Raw genomic sequence first — 16805 nt, forward strand, 5'->3', positions numbered from 1 at the left:
CGCATGGCATCGGTATTCGGCAACGCGGTCACGCTCTCCATATTCGGCCAGTCGCACTCCCCCGCCATCGGGTGCTCCCTCGACGGGATCCCCGCGGGGATCCCGGTCGACGCTGACGAGCTGCAGCGCTTCCTCGATCGGCGCGCGCCCGGCCATGCGCCGACATCGACCGCGCGCAAGGAGGCCGACCGGCCGGAATTCATCGCCGGCATCACCGACGGGCACACCAACGGCGCCCCGATCGCGGCGATCATCCGCAACACCAACACGAGATCGGTCGACTACGCCGAGCTCAGGCGCATCCCGCGCCCGGGCCATGCCGACTATCCGGCGCGCATCAAGTACGCGAACAACCACGACGTCTCCGGCGGCGGCCATTTCTCCGGAAGGCTGACCGCCCCGCTGTGCATCGCGGGCGGCATCGCCCTGCAGGCGCTCTCCCTGCACGGCATCCGCATCGTCGCCCACATCGCGAGCCTGGGGCCCGAGCCCGTCGTGGACATGCCGCTCGACCCGATGAAGCTCAACGAGGCCCAGACGACCCTGATTTCGGCCAATCCGCTGCCGTGTATCAGCTCCATGGCGGCAAGCCGGATGCGCTCGTGCATCCTGGAGGCGAAGCAGCAGATGGACAGCGTCGGCGGCGTGATTGAATGCGCGGCCTACGGGGTCCCCGTGGGAGTCGGCGACCCCATGTTCGACGGCCTGGAGAACCGCATCGCCCGCATCGCGTTCGGCATCCCCGCCGTCAAGGGCGTCGAATTCGGCGCCGGATTCGCTGCCGCGCGGATGCACGGCAGCGAGAACAACGACCCCTACCGCATGGAGGCCACCGAGGTGCGCCCCCAGACCAACAACGCCGGGGGCATCCTGGGCGGCATCTCCACGGGAGCGCCCGTCATCTGGCGCATGGCCGTCAAGCCGACGCCATCGATCGGAACCCCGCAGCGCAGCGTCGACATGGACGCGGGCGCGGACGCGGACCTGACCGTCCGCGGGCGCCACGACCCGTGCATCGTGCCGCGCGCCATACCCGTCGCCGAGGCCGCGTGCGCCCTCGCCCTGCTCGACGCCATGCTGGAAGACGGCTTCCGCTTTCCCGCCTGATCGAGCCCGTTTCTAGATACGCCCCATCTACCGTACCGTTGAGGAACAACCATGGAACTAACCGACATTCGCGCCCGTCTCGATGAGATCGATGCCGGCATCCTCGATCTGTTCGTCGAGCGCATGGGCCTTGCCGCCGAGGTGGCCGCGTCAAAGAAGCGCACCGGCAAGGCGGTGTTCGACCCCGCCCGGGAGCGCGACAAGCTCCACACGCTGGTCCATGCGGCGCCCGAGGAGCTCGCCCCCGAGGTCTCGAGCCTGTTCTCGCTGCTGATGAGCATGAACAAGGCGGCTCAGCTCAAGATTCTGCACGAGGGCGACCCCGAAAGCGTGACGTCGCGCGCCCTCGCATCGCTCATGCCGGTCGACCAGCCGTTCCCCACCACGGCCACCGTCGCCTGCCAGGGCGTCGAGGGAGCCTACAGCCAGATCGCTGCCTGCAAGCTGTTCAAAGTGCCCAAGATCACGTTCATGACCTCGTTCGAGGGCGTGTTCCGCGCGGTGCGCGACGGCCTGGTCGAGTTCGGCGTCCTTCCCATCGAGAACTCCACCGCCGGATCGGTGAACGCCGTCTACGACCTGCTCGCGCAGTACCGGTTCTCCATCGTGCGCTCCCTGCGGCTCAAGATCGATCATCAGCTGCTCGCAAAGCCCGGCGTGCGCCTCGAGGACATCCACGAGGTCTATTCCCATGAGCAGGCCCTCGCGCAATGCTCCGACGCGATCGAGGAGCTCGGCGTGCGCGTGCACGTGTGCGAAAACACCGCGAAGGCGGCGGAGCGCGTCGCCACCAGCGAGCGTCGCGACATCGCCGCGCTCTCCTCTCGAGACTGCGCCTCGCTGTACGGGCTCGATGTCCTGTGGGAGGACATCCAAAACGAGGGGAGCAACTTCACCCGTTTCGTCGTCGTGTCCGCAACCCCGCGCATCTACCCCGGCGCCACGCGCACGTCGCTGATGCTGACCCTGCCGCACGCCCCCGGCTCGCTCTACCGGGTGCTCGAACGGCTCTACGCGCTCGACATCAACCTCGTCAAGCTCGAGAGCCGCCCCATCGGCAACCGGGACTTCGAGTTCATGTTCTACTTCGACCTCGACTGCCCCTTCGGCACGCCGGCGCTCAACACGCTGCTCGACGCCCTCGACGACGTGTGCGAGCGCTACACCTACATCGGATCGTACACGGAGGTGGTCTAGATGGCGACGCGCCCCTACGGCGTGCTCGGACGCACACTCAAGCACAGCTACACCCCCGCCATCTACCGCGATCTCGCCGATATGGACTACGTACGCTTCGAGCGGGAGCCCGAGCAGCTCGAGGAGTTCCTGCGCGGAGACGAATGGGAGGGCGTCAACGTCACGATCCCCTACAAGCGGGCCGTGATGCCCTATCTCGATGAGCTCGCCGAAGCGGCCGAGCGCCTTGGGAACGTGAACACGATCGTGCGCCTTGCTGACGGGCGCCTGCGTGGAGACAACACCGATTACTTCGGGTTCAAGTTCCTGGTCGAGTCGCTGGGCATCGATGTGGCCGGAACGACCGCGCTCGTGCTCGGGGGCAGCGGAGGAGCCGGGACGACGGCGCGCACCGTCCTGTCCGATATGGGCGTGCGCGCGATCACGGTCGGACGCAGCGCTGAGGTGACCTACGACGATCTCGACGCGTACCGCGACGTCGAGCTCATCGTCAACTGCACGCCCGTGGGCATGTACCCCAACTGCCCCGCCTCGCCCCTCGATCTCGAGCGCTTCGACAACCTCGACGCCGTCATCGACATCGTCTACAACCCGGCGCGCACCGGCATCATGATGCAGGCCGAGCGCCTCGGCATCGCCACCGCGGGCGGCCTGCTGATGCTCGTCGCGCAGGCGGCGCAGGCCGTCGAGCGCTACACGGGCGCGCAAATCGACGACGCGCGCATCGTCGAGGTGACCGAGCGGCTCTCGGCCTCGACGCAGAACATCGCCCTGATCGGCATGCCGGGCAGCGGGAAGACCCGCGTCGGGCAGAACCTTGCGCGCATGCTCGGTCGCGAGCACGTCGACGCCGACGCCGCATTCGCCGCGCGCACCGGCCGCAGCTGCGCGGAGTTCATCACCACGTCGGGCGAAGAGGCCTTCAGGCAGGAGGAGACCGCGTGCCTGCGGGAGCTGGGCGCACGGTCGGGCCTTGTCATCTCGTGCGGCGGCGGCGTGGTCACGCGTCCCGAAAACTACGAGCTGCTGCATGAGAACAGCCGTATCATCATGCTCGACCGTCCACTCGGCGAGCTCTCGTCCGCAGGCAGGCCGATATCCGCACGCGACGGCGTGCAGAAGCTTGCCGACCAGCGCATGGGCCTGTACCGCGCCTGGGCGGACCTCATCGTCAAGTCGCGCGATTGCGCCGAGCGCACCGCCGAGGCCGTCATTGACGAACTCGGGCTTGCGCACTGAGCCCCATCGAACGCAACGCGTAAGGAGGAAGCGCCGTGAAAGCACTTGTCCTGAACGGACCGAACCTGAACATGCTCGGCGTGCGCGAGCCGGATATCTACGGTCGCGAGACCTATGAGGACCTGGTCGCCCTCTGCAAGAAGGCGGGGGCGGACGCCGGATTCGATGAGGTCGCGGTATACCAGTCCAACCACGAGGGAGACCTCATCGACCAGATCCAGCATGCGCTCGGCACCTACGACGGCATCGTCATCAACCCGGCCGCCTACACGCACACGAGCGTCGGCATTCTCGATGCGGTGAAGGCCGTCAGCCTGCCGTGCATCGAGGTGCACATCTCCGCGGTCGAGGATCGCGAGGAGTTCCGCCAGATCTCGTATGTGCGCGCAGCCTGCATCAAGACCATCACCGGCGAGGGCCTGCAGGGGTACGCCCATGCGCTGAGGCTGCTTGCCGACCACCTGCAGCACGGCTGACGGCGGCGAACGGGCAGCGATGGTCGACATACGGCATGCGGGACAACAGGCCAAAGAGCGCCTCTCAGATGCGCTTTCATCCGGCGCGCTCTATACGCTGCTGTTCGCCTCGATCATCGCCCTGTTCGGCAGCACCTACACGATGATCATCTCGCCCATCATCGTGATCTTTCGCACCAAGCGCAACGTCGCCTTCTCGACGTCCCTGCTGGGGCGCATCCTCATCACGCTCCCCTTCTTGAACATCCTCTCCTACCTAGCGACGCTCAACATCCTCTGCTGCATCGCGCTGAACATCATCGTGCCGTTCCTGCTCGTCGTGATCCAGTCGAACCAGTTCGACCAGAAGGCGTACTTCGGGTACGTCATGGCCTTCGTGTTCCTCGAGCTGATCCCGCACTCGCCCGACGAGTTCTTGATCCAGCTGGCGTCCACGGTCTACGCCACCGTCGTGCTGGTGGTCGTGCTGTATTTCACGCGGTGGTACAAGGGCCGCTCGCGCGATCCGGAGCGCGAGCTCGATGAGAGCCTCGGGCACCTGGCGGAGCTGCTCGACCGTCTCGCCGACGGAGAGTCGCCCGCCCTGCTGTCCCAGGAATTCCTCAAACTCGAGAAGACGTTCGACCGGCTCTGCTTCAGCAGCCGCAAGCTGTTCCAGGAGCCAAACCGCACGACGCTGAAATACTATCTGTACGCCACGCTCTTCCAGCGTGCCATCTACCTGCTTTCGGACCCCGCCTGGCGCTCCGGCCGCGAGCACGATGTCGACCTGTCCGTCTTCCATCACGTCGCCGCGATGGTCAGGCAGGTGCGCGCCGCGTCGACGCCGGCCGAATGCGCGGCGGTCCACCGCATGCTGAAGATGATTCTCAGCATGGTCGACCTGCCCGAGGGACGGACGCGCATCTTCTTCCACAGCGTGCTGCACACGCTGATGCTCATCACCTCCCAGGCCCCCGAGCGCCGCCGGCATCTCCCCTGGCGCGTGGCCCCGCTGCGCGACATCGCGGCCAACTTCATCCACCACCTCGACAGCGATTCCTTTGAGTTCCGATTCGCCACGCGCCTTTCGGTCGTTCTGGTCATCACCTGCTCCATGAGCATGCTGTGGGGCGCGAACCATGTCTACTGGGTGCCCCTGAACGCGTTTCTGCTTCTCATGCCGAGCTACGAGGAGAGCACGCATCGCATGCGCACGCGTCCGCTCGGCACCGCCATCGGCTGTATCGTGGTGTTCGCGGCGTCCCATATCATCCACGACCCGCTCGCCGTGTACTGCTTCTGCATGGTCATGATCCTGCTGGTGTACGCCTGCACGCCGGGCAGCTGGGTCCAGGCCATCTTCGCCACCTCGTTCGCGCTGATGATGACATCGCTCACGATCGACGAGACGACGGCGATGGCGCTGCGCCTCTTCTATGTGCTGATGGCCGTCGGTATCGTGCTCGTCATCAACTACCTCGTGCTCCCTTCCAAGCGGGAGAAGATCTTCGAGTGCAACAAGCGCCAGCTGAACGGCATCATCAAGGCGTACTGGGGGTTCGTCGAGCGCAGCGTGACCGAGCATGTGGAGCTCCGCATCTCAGGCGAGATGCTCTCGGCCTATCATCTCGTCTACGACGAGGCGATCGCGTACGTCCGCGCCATCGATGACGAAGAGGTCCGCGATTACGAGGAATCACGCCTGGTGACGCGCTGGCACATGTTCTCTGAACTCGAGCAGATCGAGTACCTTGTCCAAGCGGGCGAGCTCGATGACGAGGACCTGGCCCTCATCCGCCATATCGCGCTGACGCTCAAGGACCGCACGATGCCCATGTCGCGCAGCTATCTGCCCGGCAAGCTCATCCCGCAAATCCACTCCGAGGATCTGCGCTACGCGCTCGAGCACTACATGGCCAATCGCATCAAACTCAAATAAGCTCGCATGGTCTTTTGGGGACAGGTGATTTTTATTCATGCCGGCGCGGAGGCGCCGGCATGAATAAAAATCACCTGTCCCCAAAAGACCATGCGACTAACGGTTGAGCATCTCCCGTGCATGGTCGAGCGAGGCCTGGGTGGCATCGCCGGAAAGCATGCGCGCGATCTCCCGCACGCGGTCCTCCCCCTCGACAGGGATGAGCTGCGTCTCGGGAACGTCATCGCCCGTTTTGGAGACGACGTAGTGGCGATCGCCCATGACGGCGACCTGGGCCAGATGCGTCACGACGATAACCTGGTGCGTCCGCGCCAGGTCGGCGAGCACGAGCGCCAAAGCGCGTGCAGTGGAGCCGCCGACGCCGGCGTCGACCTCATCGAACACGAGGGTGTCGACGCCGTCCGCCTCGCCGAGCACGACCTTGGAGGCGAGCATCACGCGGGAAAGCTCGCCGCCCGAGGCGATGCGCCTGAGCGGACGAGGGGTCAGGCCGGCGCCGCTGCGATACAGCAGCTCGCAGGCGGCAGGACCCGCCTCCGTCCACGAGGCGCGCGGAAGATCCCTGCTCTCCCAAACGAGCTCGGCGCGCCCCATCTCGAGGCGCATCATCTGCTTGCCCACCTCGCGGCAAAAGCGCGGAGCCGCGGCGTTGCGCGCACGCATAAGAGCGCGCGCCGCCTTGGCGAGCTCGCCTTCCGCCTTGTCACGGGCCTCCTTGGCACGACGGACCCGCTCGTCGGCATCGTCGACCAGGGAGAGCAGCTCAGAGGCCTCCTCGCGCCTGGCGAACACATCTTCCATGCGCGGACCCCACTGACGCATGAGGCCGCGCAGCTCCGCCATGCGATCCTGCGCGGCGGCAAGCTGCTCGGGATCGAAATCGATATCCTGGGCATAGCGACGAAGCTCCGAGGCGACGTCTTCGAGCGTGATGGCGGCCGATGCCAACGAATCGGCGAACTCGGCGAGCTTGGCATCGACCGAACCCATGCGGGAAAGCTCGGCGATCGCCGCGTTCAGGGCGTCGAGCGACCCGTCCTCGCCCGAAAGGTACCGATCCGCATCGAGCGCGCACGCGATCAGCGATTCAGCGTGCTCCGCACGCGGCAGCGTCTCCTCGAGCTCTTCGAGCTCGCCTTCGCGAGGATCGACCTCGCAGATGCGCTCGTAGGCAAAACGCGCCTCCTCGAGCCTCGACCCCTGCGTGCGCGAGGCGGCCTCCACGCGGTCGAGCTCCCGCTGCGCCGCACGTGCCGCCGAAAGCGCGGCGCGGTACGCCTCGAGAGGCCCCGTAACCGAGGGACCCGCCCACGCATCGACCATCTCGACATGAGTAGAGGGATCCAGCAGGCGCTGGTGCTCGTGCTGTCCGCACAGGTCGATATTCGAGCCGACGCGCTCGGCGAGCTCGCGCACGCTGGCAAGCGAGCCGTCGATCTTGACGCGGCTGCGCCCATCGGAAGCGAGCCGGCGCAGCACCACGGTGCCCTCGGTATCGCGCGCGCCCAGAAAGAGGCGACCCTCGACCGTAGCGGAGGATTCTCCCTCACGGACCATGGACGAGTCGGCGCGCTCCCCCATGATGAGCTTCAAGGCGGACAGGAGCGCGGTCTTGCCCGCACCCGTCTCGCCGGTGAGTACCGTCAGGCCCTCGCAGGGATCCAGCGTCGCCTCGCGGATCAGGGCGAGATTGGAAACGCGCAGCTCATCAATCATTGCGACGCACTCCGTAAAAGACGCGGGAGACGGAATTGTAGAAGCTCTCGGGACCGTAGTCGAGCAGCAGGACATCGGCCTCACCGCGACGGGAAACAAGGCGCTCCACAACGCCCGTCGGCGTCAAGAACCTGCCGTCGACCGCGATAGCGGGCACGGAGGGCCGGTCATGGGACATCGTCACCTCGACGATGTCGGAAGGCGACGTCAAAAATGCGCGCGCCTGGATGGTGTGCGGGGCGATGGGCACGCACACGAGCCCGGTGTATTCAGGGCTCACGATGGGGCCGCCGGCCGACAGGGCGTAACCGGTCGATCCGGTCGCCGTCGACACGACGACGCCGTCGCCGCGCAGGCGGTCGATATGGTGCCCGGATACCGAGATGTCGAACTCGACCATATCTGAGAGCGGGCCACGGGTGAGGGCGATGTCGTTGAGGCCGAATGCGCTGATGGTGTGCTCCTCCCCGCGCTCGTCGACGGAATACACGTCGCAATGGATCGTGGCGCGACGGCTCACATGCATCTCTCCGGCAAGGGCATCGGCAACGACGGGCAGGATGTCGCGCTCCTCTGGGCTGGCGGCGGTCAAAAAGCCGAGATGCCCGTACGAAAGACCGAGGATGGGAATCTCGCGGGACCCCACGATGCGCACGGCGCGCAGAAGGGTGCCGTCGCCGCCGAGGGAAATGACGAGATCACTGCCATCGATGTCGGGTTCGGCGGCGATCTTCGACTTCTGGTCCGCCGCCCACGCCACCTCGTAGCCCTGACGGCTCAGCCACAGCTCGAGCGTGAGGCCGCTTTGAACCGCCTCGCTCTTCTGATAGTTGGGGACGAGAAAGATCTTCATAGGTTCACCGCCTTAACGTTGAGGTGCGTACACTGGCAAGCCAGCTCCTCAGAGCTGCGGGCATGGTACAGGCTGCAGTCTCCGAGCAGGAAGAACTCACGGTTTCCCTTGGTGCCCGTGATGGGGGATGCGCAGATGTCGACGGGATACAGGCCGCTTTCGGCGAACAGCGCGACGGTCTGTTGAAGCACGCGGGCGTGCACGCGGGGGTCGCGCACGATGCCCCCCTCGCCCACCTCGTCGGCAGACGCCTCGAACTGCGGTTTGACGAGGGTGAGGAAGCGCCCTGAGTCGCGCAAGAGCTCGAGAACGGCGGGAAGGATGACGCGGATGCTCGTGAAGGACACGTCGCACACGGCGAGATCGAACGAGCGCACATGGCCCATATCGGGGACATCGACGATATTCGTGCGCTCGAGCAGCGTCACGCGCTCATCGTTTCGTAGCGACCAGGCGAACTGGGCGCGACCGACGTCGACGGCCACGACATGGTTGGCGCCGCGTTGGAGCAGACAGTCGGTGAATCCGCCCGTCGAGCATCCGATATCCAGGCAGGACAGGCCGCTCGGATCGACCTGGAACGCATCGAGGGCGCCTGCGAGCTTGAGCCCGCCGCGTCCCACATAGGGCAGGTGGCCTTTGACGTGGATCTCGACCCCGGGGACGACGCGCGTCGCCGCCGACTCCAGCCTCTCGCCCGCGCTAGAAACCAGGCCGGCCATGCATAAGCGCAGGGCCTCCGCGCGATCCGCGCACAGGCCCTGCGCAACCATCTCTTCGTCGAGGCGCACTCGCTTCATCAGTGCTGCTGCTCCTCTGCACCAGACGTGCCGCCGTGGGCGGCATCCTCATCCATGCTCTCGGCCAGCTGCTCTTCCTCACGGGGCGAAAGCTCGAACGTATCGACCATATCAACGGCCTTGGAGCCGAGCCCGATCGCCTCGTCGAACAGGTCGAGGCAGCGCTCCAGCGAGGTGTCCTTGGACCTGACGGTGGCGATAATCTCATCGAGACGGCCCGTCAGGTCGTCAAACGAGTGAAGGGTGGAATCACTCATGGGACTCGTCGTCTTGATCGACGGCATCGGTCACGACGACATCAACGTCGACATCGGCGTCGGAATCGTCCTCGGGCTCAACATCGTGGCCGGGCAGCTCGTCTGCACGGGCGATGCGGCCGAGCACGCCGTTCACGAAGCGAGCCGACTCATCGGTGCCGTACGCCTTGGCGACCTCGACGGCCTCGTTTATGACAACGGCGTCATCGATGGGGTCGTCGGTCTGCAGGCGCATCTCGTACACCGCGATGCGCAGCAGGTTTCGATCGGCGCTCGGCATGCGGTACAGGCTCCAGTTATCGGACACCTCGTGCAGCGCGTTGTCGATGCGGTCGAGGTTGGCGTAGCAGCCGCGAGCGAGCTTCTCGGCGTACTCGTTCAGCGGGCCCTTCGACAGCAGGAAATCGCCGTCGAGCACCTGGTCCACAGGCTTATCAAGCGCCTCTGCCTGAAACAGGATCTGCAGCGCCTGGCTGCGGGCAAGGGTGCGCCCGCGTTCAACTTTAAGACTCACGTATGTTACTCCTTGGGAAACACCAGACCGTCGATGCAGACGTCGACCGCAGCGACCTCGACGCCGATCTGAGCATCGATGGCCTTGACCGTAGCGGCGCGGATGGCTTCGGCGAGCTTCTTGAAGGGATAGCCGAAGAACACCGTGACGCGCACGGTCAGGTGCAGCTTGTTGTCCTCAACCTCGGCCTCGATGGGCGGCAGCGCGGGTGCGGCGCTCTTGGCGGAAAACATCGACACGAGATTCGTGGCCAGATCCCTCACGCCAACGGAGGCGACGCCCTCGACCTCCTCGACAACATGGGAGACGATAATGGACAGCACCTCGGGCGCGATGGCGATACCGTCGATCTTGATCTCTTCAGACATGTTCTCACCCATTTCATGCAACGGAATGCGGGCAGGTTCCACGTTACGAACCAGTGTACACGATACCCCATATCGACACCGTTGGGACGCGGACATCGGCCACGCAACGAAAAAAGGGCGGGGTGCGCGACCCCGCCCTCGTGCAATCTGGCTGATCGGACGATCGACTAGACGCGGGAGACGAACTTGCCGTCGCGGGTGTCGACCTTGATCTTCTCGCCGACGTTGAGGTACATCGGGACCTGAACGGTGGCACCGGTCTCGATGACGGCCGGCTTGGTGCCGCCCTGGACGGTATCGCCCTTGAAGCCGGGGTCGGTCTCGGTGACCTCGACCTCGATGAACATCGGCGGATTCACGCCCATGAGCTCGTCATCGGCGTAGAGCAGCTGGCAGACGTCGTTCTCCTTGAGCCACTTGGAGTTGTCGCCGATGAAGTCTACGGGCACGGGGACCTGGTCGTAGGTCTCCATGTTCATGAAGTAGTAGTGATCGCCGTCGTTGTAGAGATACTGCATCTCGGTGGTGGTCAGCGTCACGCTCTCGAACTTGGAGCCGGCGTTGCAGGTGTTCTCGACGACGCGACCGGTCTTGATGTCCTTGGTCTTGTAGCGGACGAAGGCGCCGCCCTTGCCCGGCTTGACGTGCTGGAACTCAACGATGGTGCAGACCTTGTCCTTGATGCGAAGGCCGAGGCCGTTCTTGAAATCGGCAGTGGTGATCGAAGCCATGGATATGAGCCTTTCTCATGTGATACAGCGAACTGTAACAGTATACGCCCAGTCACAGCCCTGCGCAAAAAGTCCCAATAAGAGCTGTGCATATCGGGGACGTACCCTCCGCATGCACTTGTTGCAAATTGAGGACACCCTTGGGCGAGCGCTTTTGGAACATGTTCGCATGTCTCATATCAAGCATCCCATTTAGAATCATGCCAGTTTGGGACGCGTTCCTACTCGTGGCTACGAGCCCGTCATCCTACAGAAAACTCGCCAATCACCGTAGTCCCGTCCGCGTCGTATACCGGAATGCAAGTCTCAACAGAGCTCAGAGCATCGTGATAAGCGCGCTCAAGATCGGGATTGTCAACCAATGTGGCCAGGAGCTGCTCGATGTCGCTTGCATCGGCTAAGCCGTCAGTAGAAAGCGCTCTATCAACTTGGGCGGTAAATCCATCTGCCGTCTGCTCAGATATGCTCCCCTCGGACATGAGCGCATCAAGCTCGGAGTCCAAGGCCCGTTCTATCCGCTGTTCACGATCCACTTGCATGGCTACCGCCTCAGAAGGCGTGGATGCCATTCCCTCGGCAGCATGAAGATCTTCCTTTTTGACAAAGCCTTCTTTTCCGTTTGTTGCTTGGACGAGAATCATATCTGGTTCGTTCTCGTATGACGACGCCAAGCTTGCTGAACCGAATGTCTTACCGTCGCTATTGACGGCATAAGATGTTGATGGATTCGCATCAGCTTGCGCGGCTATCGAGCCCAGAAGGGCGCCTGCAACGCCTACGGTAGTTATAGCAGTGGCCGCAACCGATTTCTTAGTCTTAAGCATGACGCACCTCTATTCTTTACGATCGGTTACCATCTCAACAGGAATGATTTCCGAATTTTGCACAGCCTGCTGCAACAGTTTGTATGCTGTTTTGGATAATGGGTGTTGCAGCCTTCTAGCAGCGAAAATCTACATGTTCGGCAAGAAGGATTTTGAGTTCGCCTTTCGAATGCACACCGAGCTTCAAATATGCTTCTCTTCGTGCAGCATTAACCGTTCCAAGCGAATAGGTGAGCTTGCGTGCTATCGTCGGTCCCGAATAGCCGCGCGCTATGAGAACGGTGACTTCAGCTTGCGTGATATTTAGTCCACGCCCAATCAGATAGGATCGCACGCGATCGGCATTTTGAGGTGCGTATTCGGAAACCTCATGCCGTCTTGCTTCTAGGTCGAGCGTAACGATACATGAAAGAACGAGCGTGCTTAATCCGATAAGGAATGCCCTTGCACCCGTGTCGAGCACGAGCGGAAATGTCTGACCGTGTTCGGCACTATAAACAGCTACCACACCCATTGCGTTTTCTAAGAGCGTTCCAAAGAGGATTCCGAACACTAAAGCCCAAATGCCAAGAATTCTAGATGAACAGTGCCCTTCAACACGGTTGGATGTCGATAACACGATGTCGGCCAACAGGACAACCAGCGCCAAACACCCCGTTAACAACTCGCTTTGAACGACGCACAGAGCACAGGCCAGCGCGATGGCAAGGATGCGCAACGATGCGGGAAGCTCAGAGACGTGAATGACACGATCGGCACGACGAAACAAACCGACACCGAAGATGACGATTGCTGGAAATTCGAACAATCTCGAAGAATACGAGCTGAAGAAGTGCCACGATTCCTGGATGAGAAATCCTACGAGAAGACCGCCGGCCACCTGCAAGGCGACATCCCTACGAGGCGTTACTGCACGCGAGCTATGCTGTTGACGTCGTGCATTTTGAATAGTTCGCACATCCACATGAGAATGCATTATGCGAACCACGCCATCCCATATCTCCATGATGCAGAGCAGCGATACTACGAGTGCCCAGGTGATCGAAGAGAGGGATCCGAGCACGAGCGCTGCAAGCGCAAAAACGAAAAACTTTGCCGGGCTCCAGTTGTATCGTGGGGCCTCAATCGTTGATGTGGGAGATTGCACCACGAGACCCAAAAGCGCCGCAGTGCACAGCCCTACGGCAACGCTAGATATCAGCGGGAAGCTCCATGCAAATTGTGGTTGCAAGGAAAACATCACGGTATATGAAACGATGACTGCAATAGAAATGAACAGCACCGCCAGGCACACCATGTGTAACCGGTGGCATACTTGGCCGTTTCGCCATTGAGAAAGGGAGAAGCGGCCGGCACCAAGCGCTGCGACGGCAAGAAGCGCTCCGGCCGCCATCGCATTGCTTACGCACCAGCCTCTCATGACCATCCACGGTGCTGGAATGATGAAAACAAGTACGCTTAACAGTCCGAGCGATGCTGTTCTAACAAACGCAGGAACCAGTGAGGAAGTCCGGCGCGTCTGGTTCGACTCCTGTTGCACCGCCAAAGTTTTCTCGTTATCGATATCATCGATCGCGGCAAGATAGGCCTCCTTCAAGACAGACAGCGATTCAACCCTTAGCTTCTTGTACGCATGGCTGAGATACGAACGAACCGTTGCAGCCTTGATATTCTGGATTGCGGCAGATTCGGATGACGAGAGTCCACAGAGCGCATTGGCTAGGCAGGTGATTTCGCCCTTCGATAACGGTGAGTCCGGAAAGGTGCTCTGCAGCCACGTGCGGGCGCTATCAAGCCGACTGTCCAGTAGTTGATCACCGCGATCATTGCTCGAAAACTCATCTTCCTGGATCCGCGATCGATGGGCTTCATCGTGCGTGAGGTCCCTGCAGCAAATATGCTCATGTTCAAAGGATGCTTTTGTTGTTCGAATTATTAGTGCATCGATAAGTGTGAGCACGATCGACAGGATACTCAACGCCAAACCTTCAGACGCGCTCATCGTGATCAGGGGCATATATGCTACAAGGTAGATCCAACCTGCGACAATACCGGAAAACCGAGAAGCAAACTGCCATCGGAGCACCGACAACGATGCACAGCGTTGACGAACAATCTCGAGAAGGATGATGACCAGGGCAAGTGCGCACTGAGCTATTAAAGCCGTCACATATTGATACCTCGGAATCATTGAAGATCCGATACACAGGGCACACCATCCAACGATGCCGGCAATTCCCGCCGCAAACGATAAACAGATACTGAGAATCTGTCGCCCATTGCGTTGTTCCCTTGCTTCTCGACAAGTATCTGAGTGAGGTCGTATACAACCCGTTCGAAGCCGACTGCATGCAAGAGAGAAGAGGAGAAAGGAGGTGAATGAAAGCGCTGACTGAATATACACGGTGGAAAATGCATCGACATCCCGCCCCAAAAGCACACTACACAATGTTGCGAGCGCATGGAGGGCAGCCATGCAGGTGAACGCAAACATCGCGATAAGCAGAGCTTTGAAATGAGTTCGCAGGAATCTATATCCTTGAGAAGCGTCGATGTGCGAAATGAAGGACCCAAGCGCCACGGCAGTACAGCAGAGCACGGGAAATCCGGGTGCCAGATCAGCGTACATGACGACATCTCGCGAGAAGAGAATCGCATGGTGCGGTGTTGCGAGCAGTATACATGCGCAGAAGAGGATGATTGCCGCTACTTTTGGTCGCATAGCCCCTCCATCCGCCCCATGTTGCCCCATTGCCTCGACTATATCATGCGCCCCAAAAGGAAGCTGACTCCTTATGGAGCATTTCGGGCAAGGAAACAATTTGTGTTCCTTCCCCATTCGGAACTAATCGCAAAAGGAGACTCAGGACCCGGTATCGCTGAAAAACCATCATCCTAGCTTGGAACTATACATGTGTCATGCGGAGAAGCATATCATAAAGCTTGGCACTCATAAGCGGAAAAGCCGATTTCTCTTCAAGGTCTTCATTCAGGTTTTCGCAGTTAAAAGCATACAACAGCCTTATTTGCTTAAATTATATAAGCACTGTTGTATCCACCGCCCCTTTCAGCGGTAATCATTCGAAATACTTTGATCGCTACTGTTCATGCAAAGGGTGAAGAACAATGATCACTGAGTGGAAGTCCATCCAAGCAAAAATCGTTACCGCAGGGTTTATCCTTGCCGCTGGGTGTATGCCGAATGTTGCTACGGCAGCAGATATAACTCAGATTCAAGAAGTAACTGAACCCATGATTCATATGACGCAAATCTCTCCCTACAGCTGGTATGGAGAAAGTTTTTCGATTTCATATGGAAAGAAACAAACTGCAACGAAATACTTTGATGGCAGCAACATTGGAATTGAACTAACTTGCAGTGCACCCATAGCCGGAGTATTCAGGGTTTCTCTAGTTTCATCAACCGGTGTCGAAATGGGTGCGCGCAGCATTAGTTACCAAGGCTATACAAACGTTTCTTGGTTAAATGTTCCTGCAGGAAGATATTATTTTCTTTTTACAAAGCAATCCGATCCACATATAACTGTCACCGCAGATCAGCTAGCTATGTTTAGCTGGTAGGCCAATCAGATCAAAAGAAGGGAGCTACCGATTCCATAGGCCCATCAGCAATATATCCAATCGACATAAGGAAGTGGAGGTGTATGGATGAAACGCTACTTGTATCCATTAGGAATAATCGTGACACTTCTAGCATCATTAACCATTCCGCAAATTGCATTTGCTGGAAGAGCCAACGGAAATGTAACTGCAAAAACGATAAGCGGGAAGACAATCGTTGCCCGCTCGTCGGTAGTAACAAGCAATTGGGCTTGGGCGTTCCAGTCAGCATACTGTGCTACAACCGCGGTTAACGCAGGTCATATCGGTTGCCTTGCAAGACTTTACAACAACTCGGGAGCGCTTATGGACAGTACTGGATGGGGATATAACGCGAATTATCTTTCAAAGGCCGATGAGTTTGTAACAACAGCCGCTTATGACGGTGCAGTAGGAACGAGTTACTACTCTTATGGAATGTCTTCTGGATGGAACGGAAATGGCTATACCTCTTTCACTTCCAATAGATCCCCTAACCAAACCATTGAATCATGATGGAAATGAGGGTAACGATGATTAAGCAGAAGAAGATGGCAATCTGTGCCGTAGGAGCATCGACAGCCATTGCGCTATATGTATTGATGACATCAGTCATGCAACACGCCGATGCAAGCTTCTCTTCAACATATGGAATTAACAACGATGGGCAGACATTTGGATCGGCTACCTTGGCAGCTGACTATGAGAGCGAACCCGACTTAATCCTTGTCCAGGCCTCAAACGGAAAAGAGGGGTATGTAAAGAAAGAAGACCTGCATTCAGCAGAAGGCGTAGCGTCATCACCAGCTGAGGCAGTAGAACAACAAATTGAAAAAGAGCAGAATCAAGTACAAGCGCTGAGAGACCGTCTTGATTACTTGATTGCGGATGGAATCATTTCTAAAGAAAGGGCGGATAGCGTAATCGCACAAGCAGAAGAGCTGTCCAACCCTTATGCAGCACCAGAAGAAGACGATGTCCAAAGGTTCAGCGATACGCTAGCAGTCAATCCCGAACTTGAAAAAGAATTCAATGAGGCCCTGAAAGTTACTGAGGCAACAATTCCAGTTTATGACGTTGACGGCGAAACTGTAATCGGAGAGTTCTCAGTGGGCTAAATCGTCGTACCCATGCTATTAATTGTTTGAATAACTACTAGTGCTCATATATTACAACATAGATTGGTTGACACAATGACCAAT

At 59.9% G+C, this 16805-nt stretch carries 17 protein-coding genes; 8 read left to right on the forward strand and 9 right to left on the reverse strand.

What is annotated here, in order from left to right:
- The first annotated feature begins 3 nt into the window (after positions 1 to 3).
- The 5 genes from aroC to BN3789_RS07415 are packed head-to-tail and all read left to right on the forward strand — an operon-like array spanning position 4 to position 5940.
- Positions 4 to 1107, forward strand: coding sequence for a chorismate synthase (gene aroC / locus BN3789_RS07395; protein WP_066832250.1), 1104 nt, complete (start codon positions 4 to 6; stop codon positions 1105 to 1107).
- Between the two features lie 51 nt (positions 1108 to 1158).
- Complete coding sequence (locus BN3789_RS07400; protein ID WP_066832252.1) at positions 1159 to 2304, forward strand: bifunctional chorismate mutase/prephenate dehydratase; 1146 nt, start codon at positions 1159 to 1161, stop codon at positions 2302 to 2304.
- On the forward strand, positions 2305 to 3543 hold the full coding sequence (locus BN3789_RS07405) for a shikimate kinase (protein ID WP_066832259.1): 1239 nt from the start codon (positions 2305 to 2307) through the stop codon (positions 3541 to 3543).
- A 35-nt stretch (positions 3544 to 3578) separates the two neighbouring features.
- On the forward strand, positions 3579 to 4019 hold the full coding sequence (gene aroQ, locus BN3789_RS07410; RefSeq protein WP_066832261.1) for a type II 3-dehydroquinate dehydratase: 441 nt from the start codon (positions 3579 to 3581) through the stop codon (positions 4017 to 4019).
- Positions 4020 to 4038: 19 nt separating this feature from the next.
- Entirely contained in the window at positions 4039 to 5940 is a 1902-nt protein-coding gene (locus BN3789_RS07415) for an FUSC family protein (RefSeq protein WP_066832264.1), read from the forward strand.
- A gap of 96 nt (positions 5941 to 6036) precedes the next feature.
- Here the strand turns inward: BN3789_RS07415 and recN are convergent, their stop codons facing one another.
- The 9 genes from recN to BN3789_RS07460 all read right to left on the reverse strand — a co-directional run bounded on the left by recN (position 6037) and on the right by BN3789_RS07460 (position 14725).
- Entirely contained in the window at positions 6037 to 7656 is a 1620-nt protein-coding gene (gene recN, locus BN3789_RS07420; RefSeq protein ID WP_066832266.1) for a DNA repair protein RecN, read from the reverse strand.
- Positions 7649 to 8509 carry an NAD(+)/NADH kinase gene (locus BN3789_RS07425; RefSeq protein ID WP_066832269.1) on the reverse strand — a complete coding sequence of 287 codons (861 nt, stop codon included), beginning with the start codon at positions 8507 to 8509 and terminating at the stop codon, positions 7649 to 7651. The genes recN and BN3789_RS07425 overlap by 8 nt, the downstream gene beginning before the upstream one ends.
- Positions 8506 to 9309 (reverse strand): TlyA family RNA methyltransferase, encoded by an 804-nt coding sequence (locus BN3789_RS07430; protein ID WP_066832271.1) that lies wholly within the window; start codon positions 9307 to 9309, stop codon positions 8506 to 8508. The genes BN3789_RS07425 and BN3789_RS07430 overlap by 4 nt, the downstream gene beginning before the upstream one ends.
- Positions 9309 to 9566, reverse strand: a complete 258-nt coding sequence (locus BN3789_RS07435) for an exodeoxyribonuclease VII (protein WP_066832274.1) — start codon at positions 9564 to 9566, stop codon at positions 9309 to 9311. The genes BN3789_RS07430 and BN3789_RS07435 overlap by 1 nt, the downstream gene beginning before the upstream one ends.
- The gene (gene nusB / locus BN3789_RS07440; RefSeq protein WP_066832279.1) at positions 9559 to 10080 is read right to left on the reverse strand and encodes a transcription antitermination factor NusB; all 522 of its coding nucleotides are present in this window, start codon (positions 10078 to 10080) and stop codon (positions 9559 to 9561) included. Before nusB ends, BN3789_RS07435 begins: the two co-directional genes overlap by 8 nt.
- Positions 10081 to 10085: 5 nt before the next feature.
- The gene (locus tag BN3789_RS07445) at positions 10086 to 10448 is read right to left on the reverse strand and encodes an Asp23/Gls24 family envelope stress response protein (RefSeq protein WP_066832597.1); all 363 of its coding nucleotides are present in this window, start codon (positions 10446 to 10448) and stop codon (positions 10086 to 10088) included.
- 167 nt (positions 10449 to 10615) lie between these two features.
- Positions 10616 to 11179: an elongation factor P gene (gene efp / locus BN3789_RS07450; RefSeq protein WP_066832283.1), complete on the reverse strand. Its 564-nt coding sequence runs from the start codon at positions 11177 to 11179 to the stop codon at positions 10616 to 10618.
- A 242-nt stretch (positions 11180 to 11421) separates the two neighbouring features.
- Positions 11422 to 12003, reverse strand: a complete 582-nt coding sequence (locus BN3789_RS07455) for a hypothetical protein (protein WP_147569603.1) — start codon at positions 12001 to 12003, stop codon at positions 11422 to 11424.
- Between the two features lie 115 nt (positions 12004 to 12118).
- Positions 12119 to 14725, reverse strand: coding sequence for a LuxR C-terminal-related transcriptional regulator (locus tag BN3789_RS07460; RefSeq protein WP_161938987.1), 2607 nt, complete (start codon positions 14723 to 14725; stop codon positions 12119 to 12121).
- A gap of 404 nt (positions 14726 to 15129) precedes the next feature.
- Between BN3789_RS07460 and BN3789_RS12725 the strand changes: the two genes are divergently transcribed.
- The 3 genes from BN3789_RS12725 to BN3789_RS07465 all read left to right on the forward strand — a co-directional run bounded on the left by BN3789_RS12725 (position 15130) and on the right by BN3789_RS07465 (position 16721).
- Positions 15130 to 15585 carry a hypothetical protein gene (locus BN3789_RS12725; RefSeq protein ID WP_147569605.1) on the forward strand — a complete coding sequence of 152 codons (456 nt, stop codon included), beginning with the start codon at positions 15130 to 15132 and terminating at the stop codon, positions 15583 to 15585.
- 87 nt (positions 15586 to 15672) lie between these two features.
- Complete coding sequence (locus tag BN3789_RS12730; protein ID WP_147569606.1) at positions 15673 to 16119, forward strand: hypothetical protein; 447 nt, start codon at positions 15673 to 15675, stop codon at positions 16117 to 16119.
- Between the two features lie 17 nt (positions 16120 to 16136).
- The gene (locus BN3789_RS07465; protein WP_066832291.1) at positions 16137 to 16721 is read left to right on the forward strand and encodes a hypothetical protein; all 585 of its coding nucleotides are present in this window, start codon (positions 16137 to 16139) and stop codon (positions 16719 to 16721) included.
- The last annotated feature ends 84 nt before the right edge of the window (positions 16722 to 16805 follow it).

It is taken from the genome of Collinsella ihumii, from assembly GCF_900046475.1.
Lineage (GTDB): Bacteria > Actinomycetota > Coriobacteriia > Coriobacteriales > Coriobacteriaceae > Collinsella > Collinsella ihumii.

Coding starts and splice junctions, on each gene's coding strand:
- aroC (WP_066832250.1), top strand. CDS start 4: ATGGCATCGGTATTCGGCAACGCGGTCACGCTCTCCATATTCGGCCAG.
- BN3789_RS12725 (WP_147569605.1), top strand. CDS start 15,130: ATGATCACTGAGTGGAAGTCCATCCAAGCAAAAATCGTTACCGCAGGG.
- BN3789_RS07415 (WP_066832264.1), top strand. CDS start 4,039: ATGGTCGACATACGGCATGCGGGACAACAGGCCAAAGAGCGCCTCTCA.
- BN3789_RS07425 (WP_066832269.1), bottom strand. CDS start 8,509: ATGAAGATCTTTCTCGTCCCCAACTATCAGAAGAGCGAGGCGGTTCAA.
- BN3789_RS07445 (WP_066832597.1), bottom strand. CDS start 10,448: ATGTCTGAAGAGATCAAGATCGACGGTATCGCCATCGCGCCCGAGGTG.
- BN3789_RS12730 (WP_147569606.1), top strand. CDS start 15,673: ATGAAACGCTACTTGTATCCATTAGGAATAATCGTGACACTTCTAGCA.
- BN3789_RS07430 (WP_066832271.1), bottom strand. CDS start 9,309: ATGAAGCGAGTGCGCCTCGACGAAGAGATGGTTGCGCAGGGCCTGTGC.
- BN3789_RS07400 (WP_066832252.1), top strand. CDS start 1,159: ATGGAACTAACCGACATTCGCGCCCGTCTCGATGAGATCGATGCCGGC.
- BN3789_RS07405 (WP_066832259.1), top strand. CDS start 2,305: ATGGCGACGCGCCCCTACGGCGTGCTCGGACGCACACTCAAGCACAGC.
- BN3789_RS07435 (WP_066832274.1), bottom strand. CDS start 9,566: ATGAGTGATTCCACCCTTCACTCGTTTGACGACCTGACGGGCCGTCTC.
- efp (WP_066832283.1), bottom strand. CDS start 11,179: ATGGCTTCGATCACCACTGCCGATTTCAAGAACGGCCTCGGCCTTCGC.
- BN3789_RS07460 (WP_161938987.1), bottom strand. CDS start 14,725: ATGCGACCAAAAGTAGCGGCAATCATCCTCTTCTGCGCATGTATACTG.
- BN3789_RS07455 (WP_147569603.1), bottom strand. CDS start 12,003: ATGCTTAAGACTAAGAAATCGGTTGCGGCCACTGCTATAACTACCGTA.
- recN (WP_066832266.1), bottom strand. CDS start 7,656: ATGATTGATGAGCTGCGCGTTTCCAATCTCGCCCTGATCCGCGAGGCG.
- BN3789_RS07465 (WP_066832291.1), top strand. CDS start 16,137: ATGATTAAGCAGAAGAAGATGGCAATCTGTGCCGTAGGAGCATCGACA.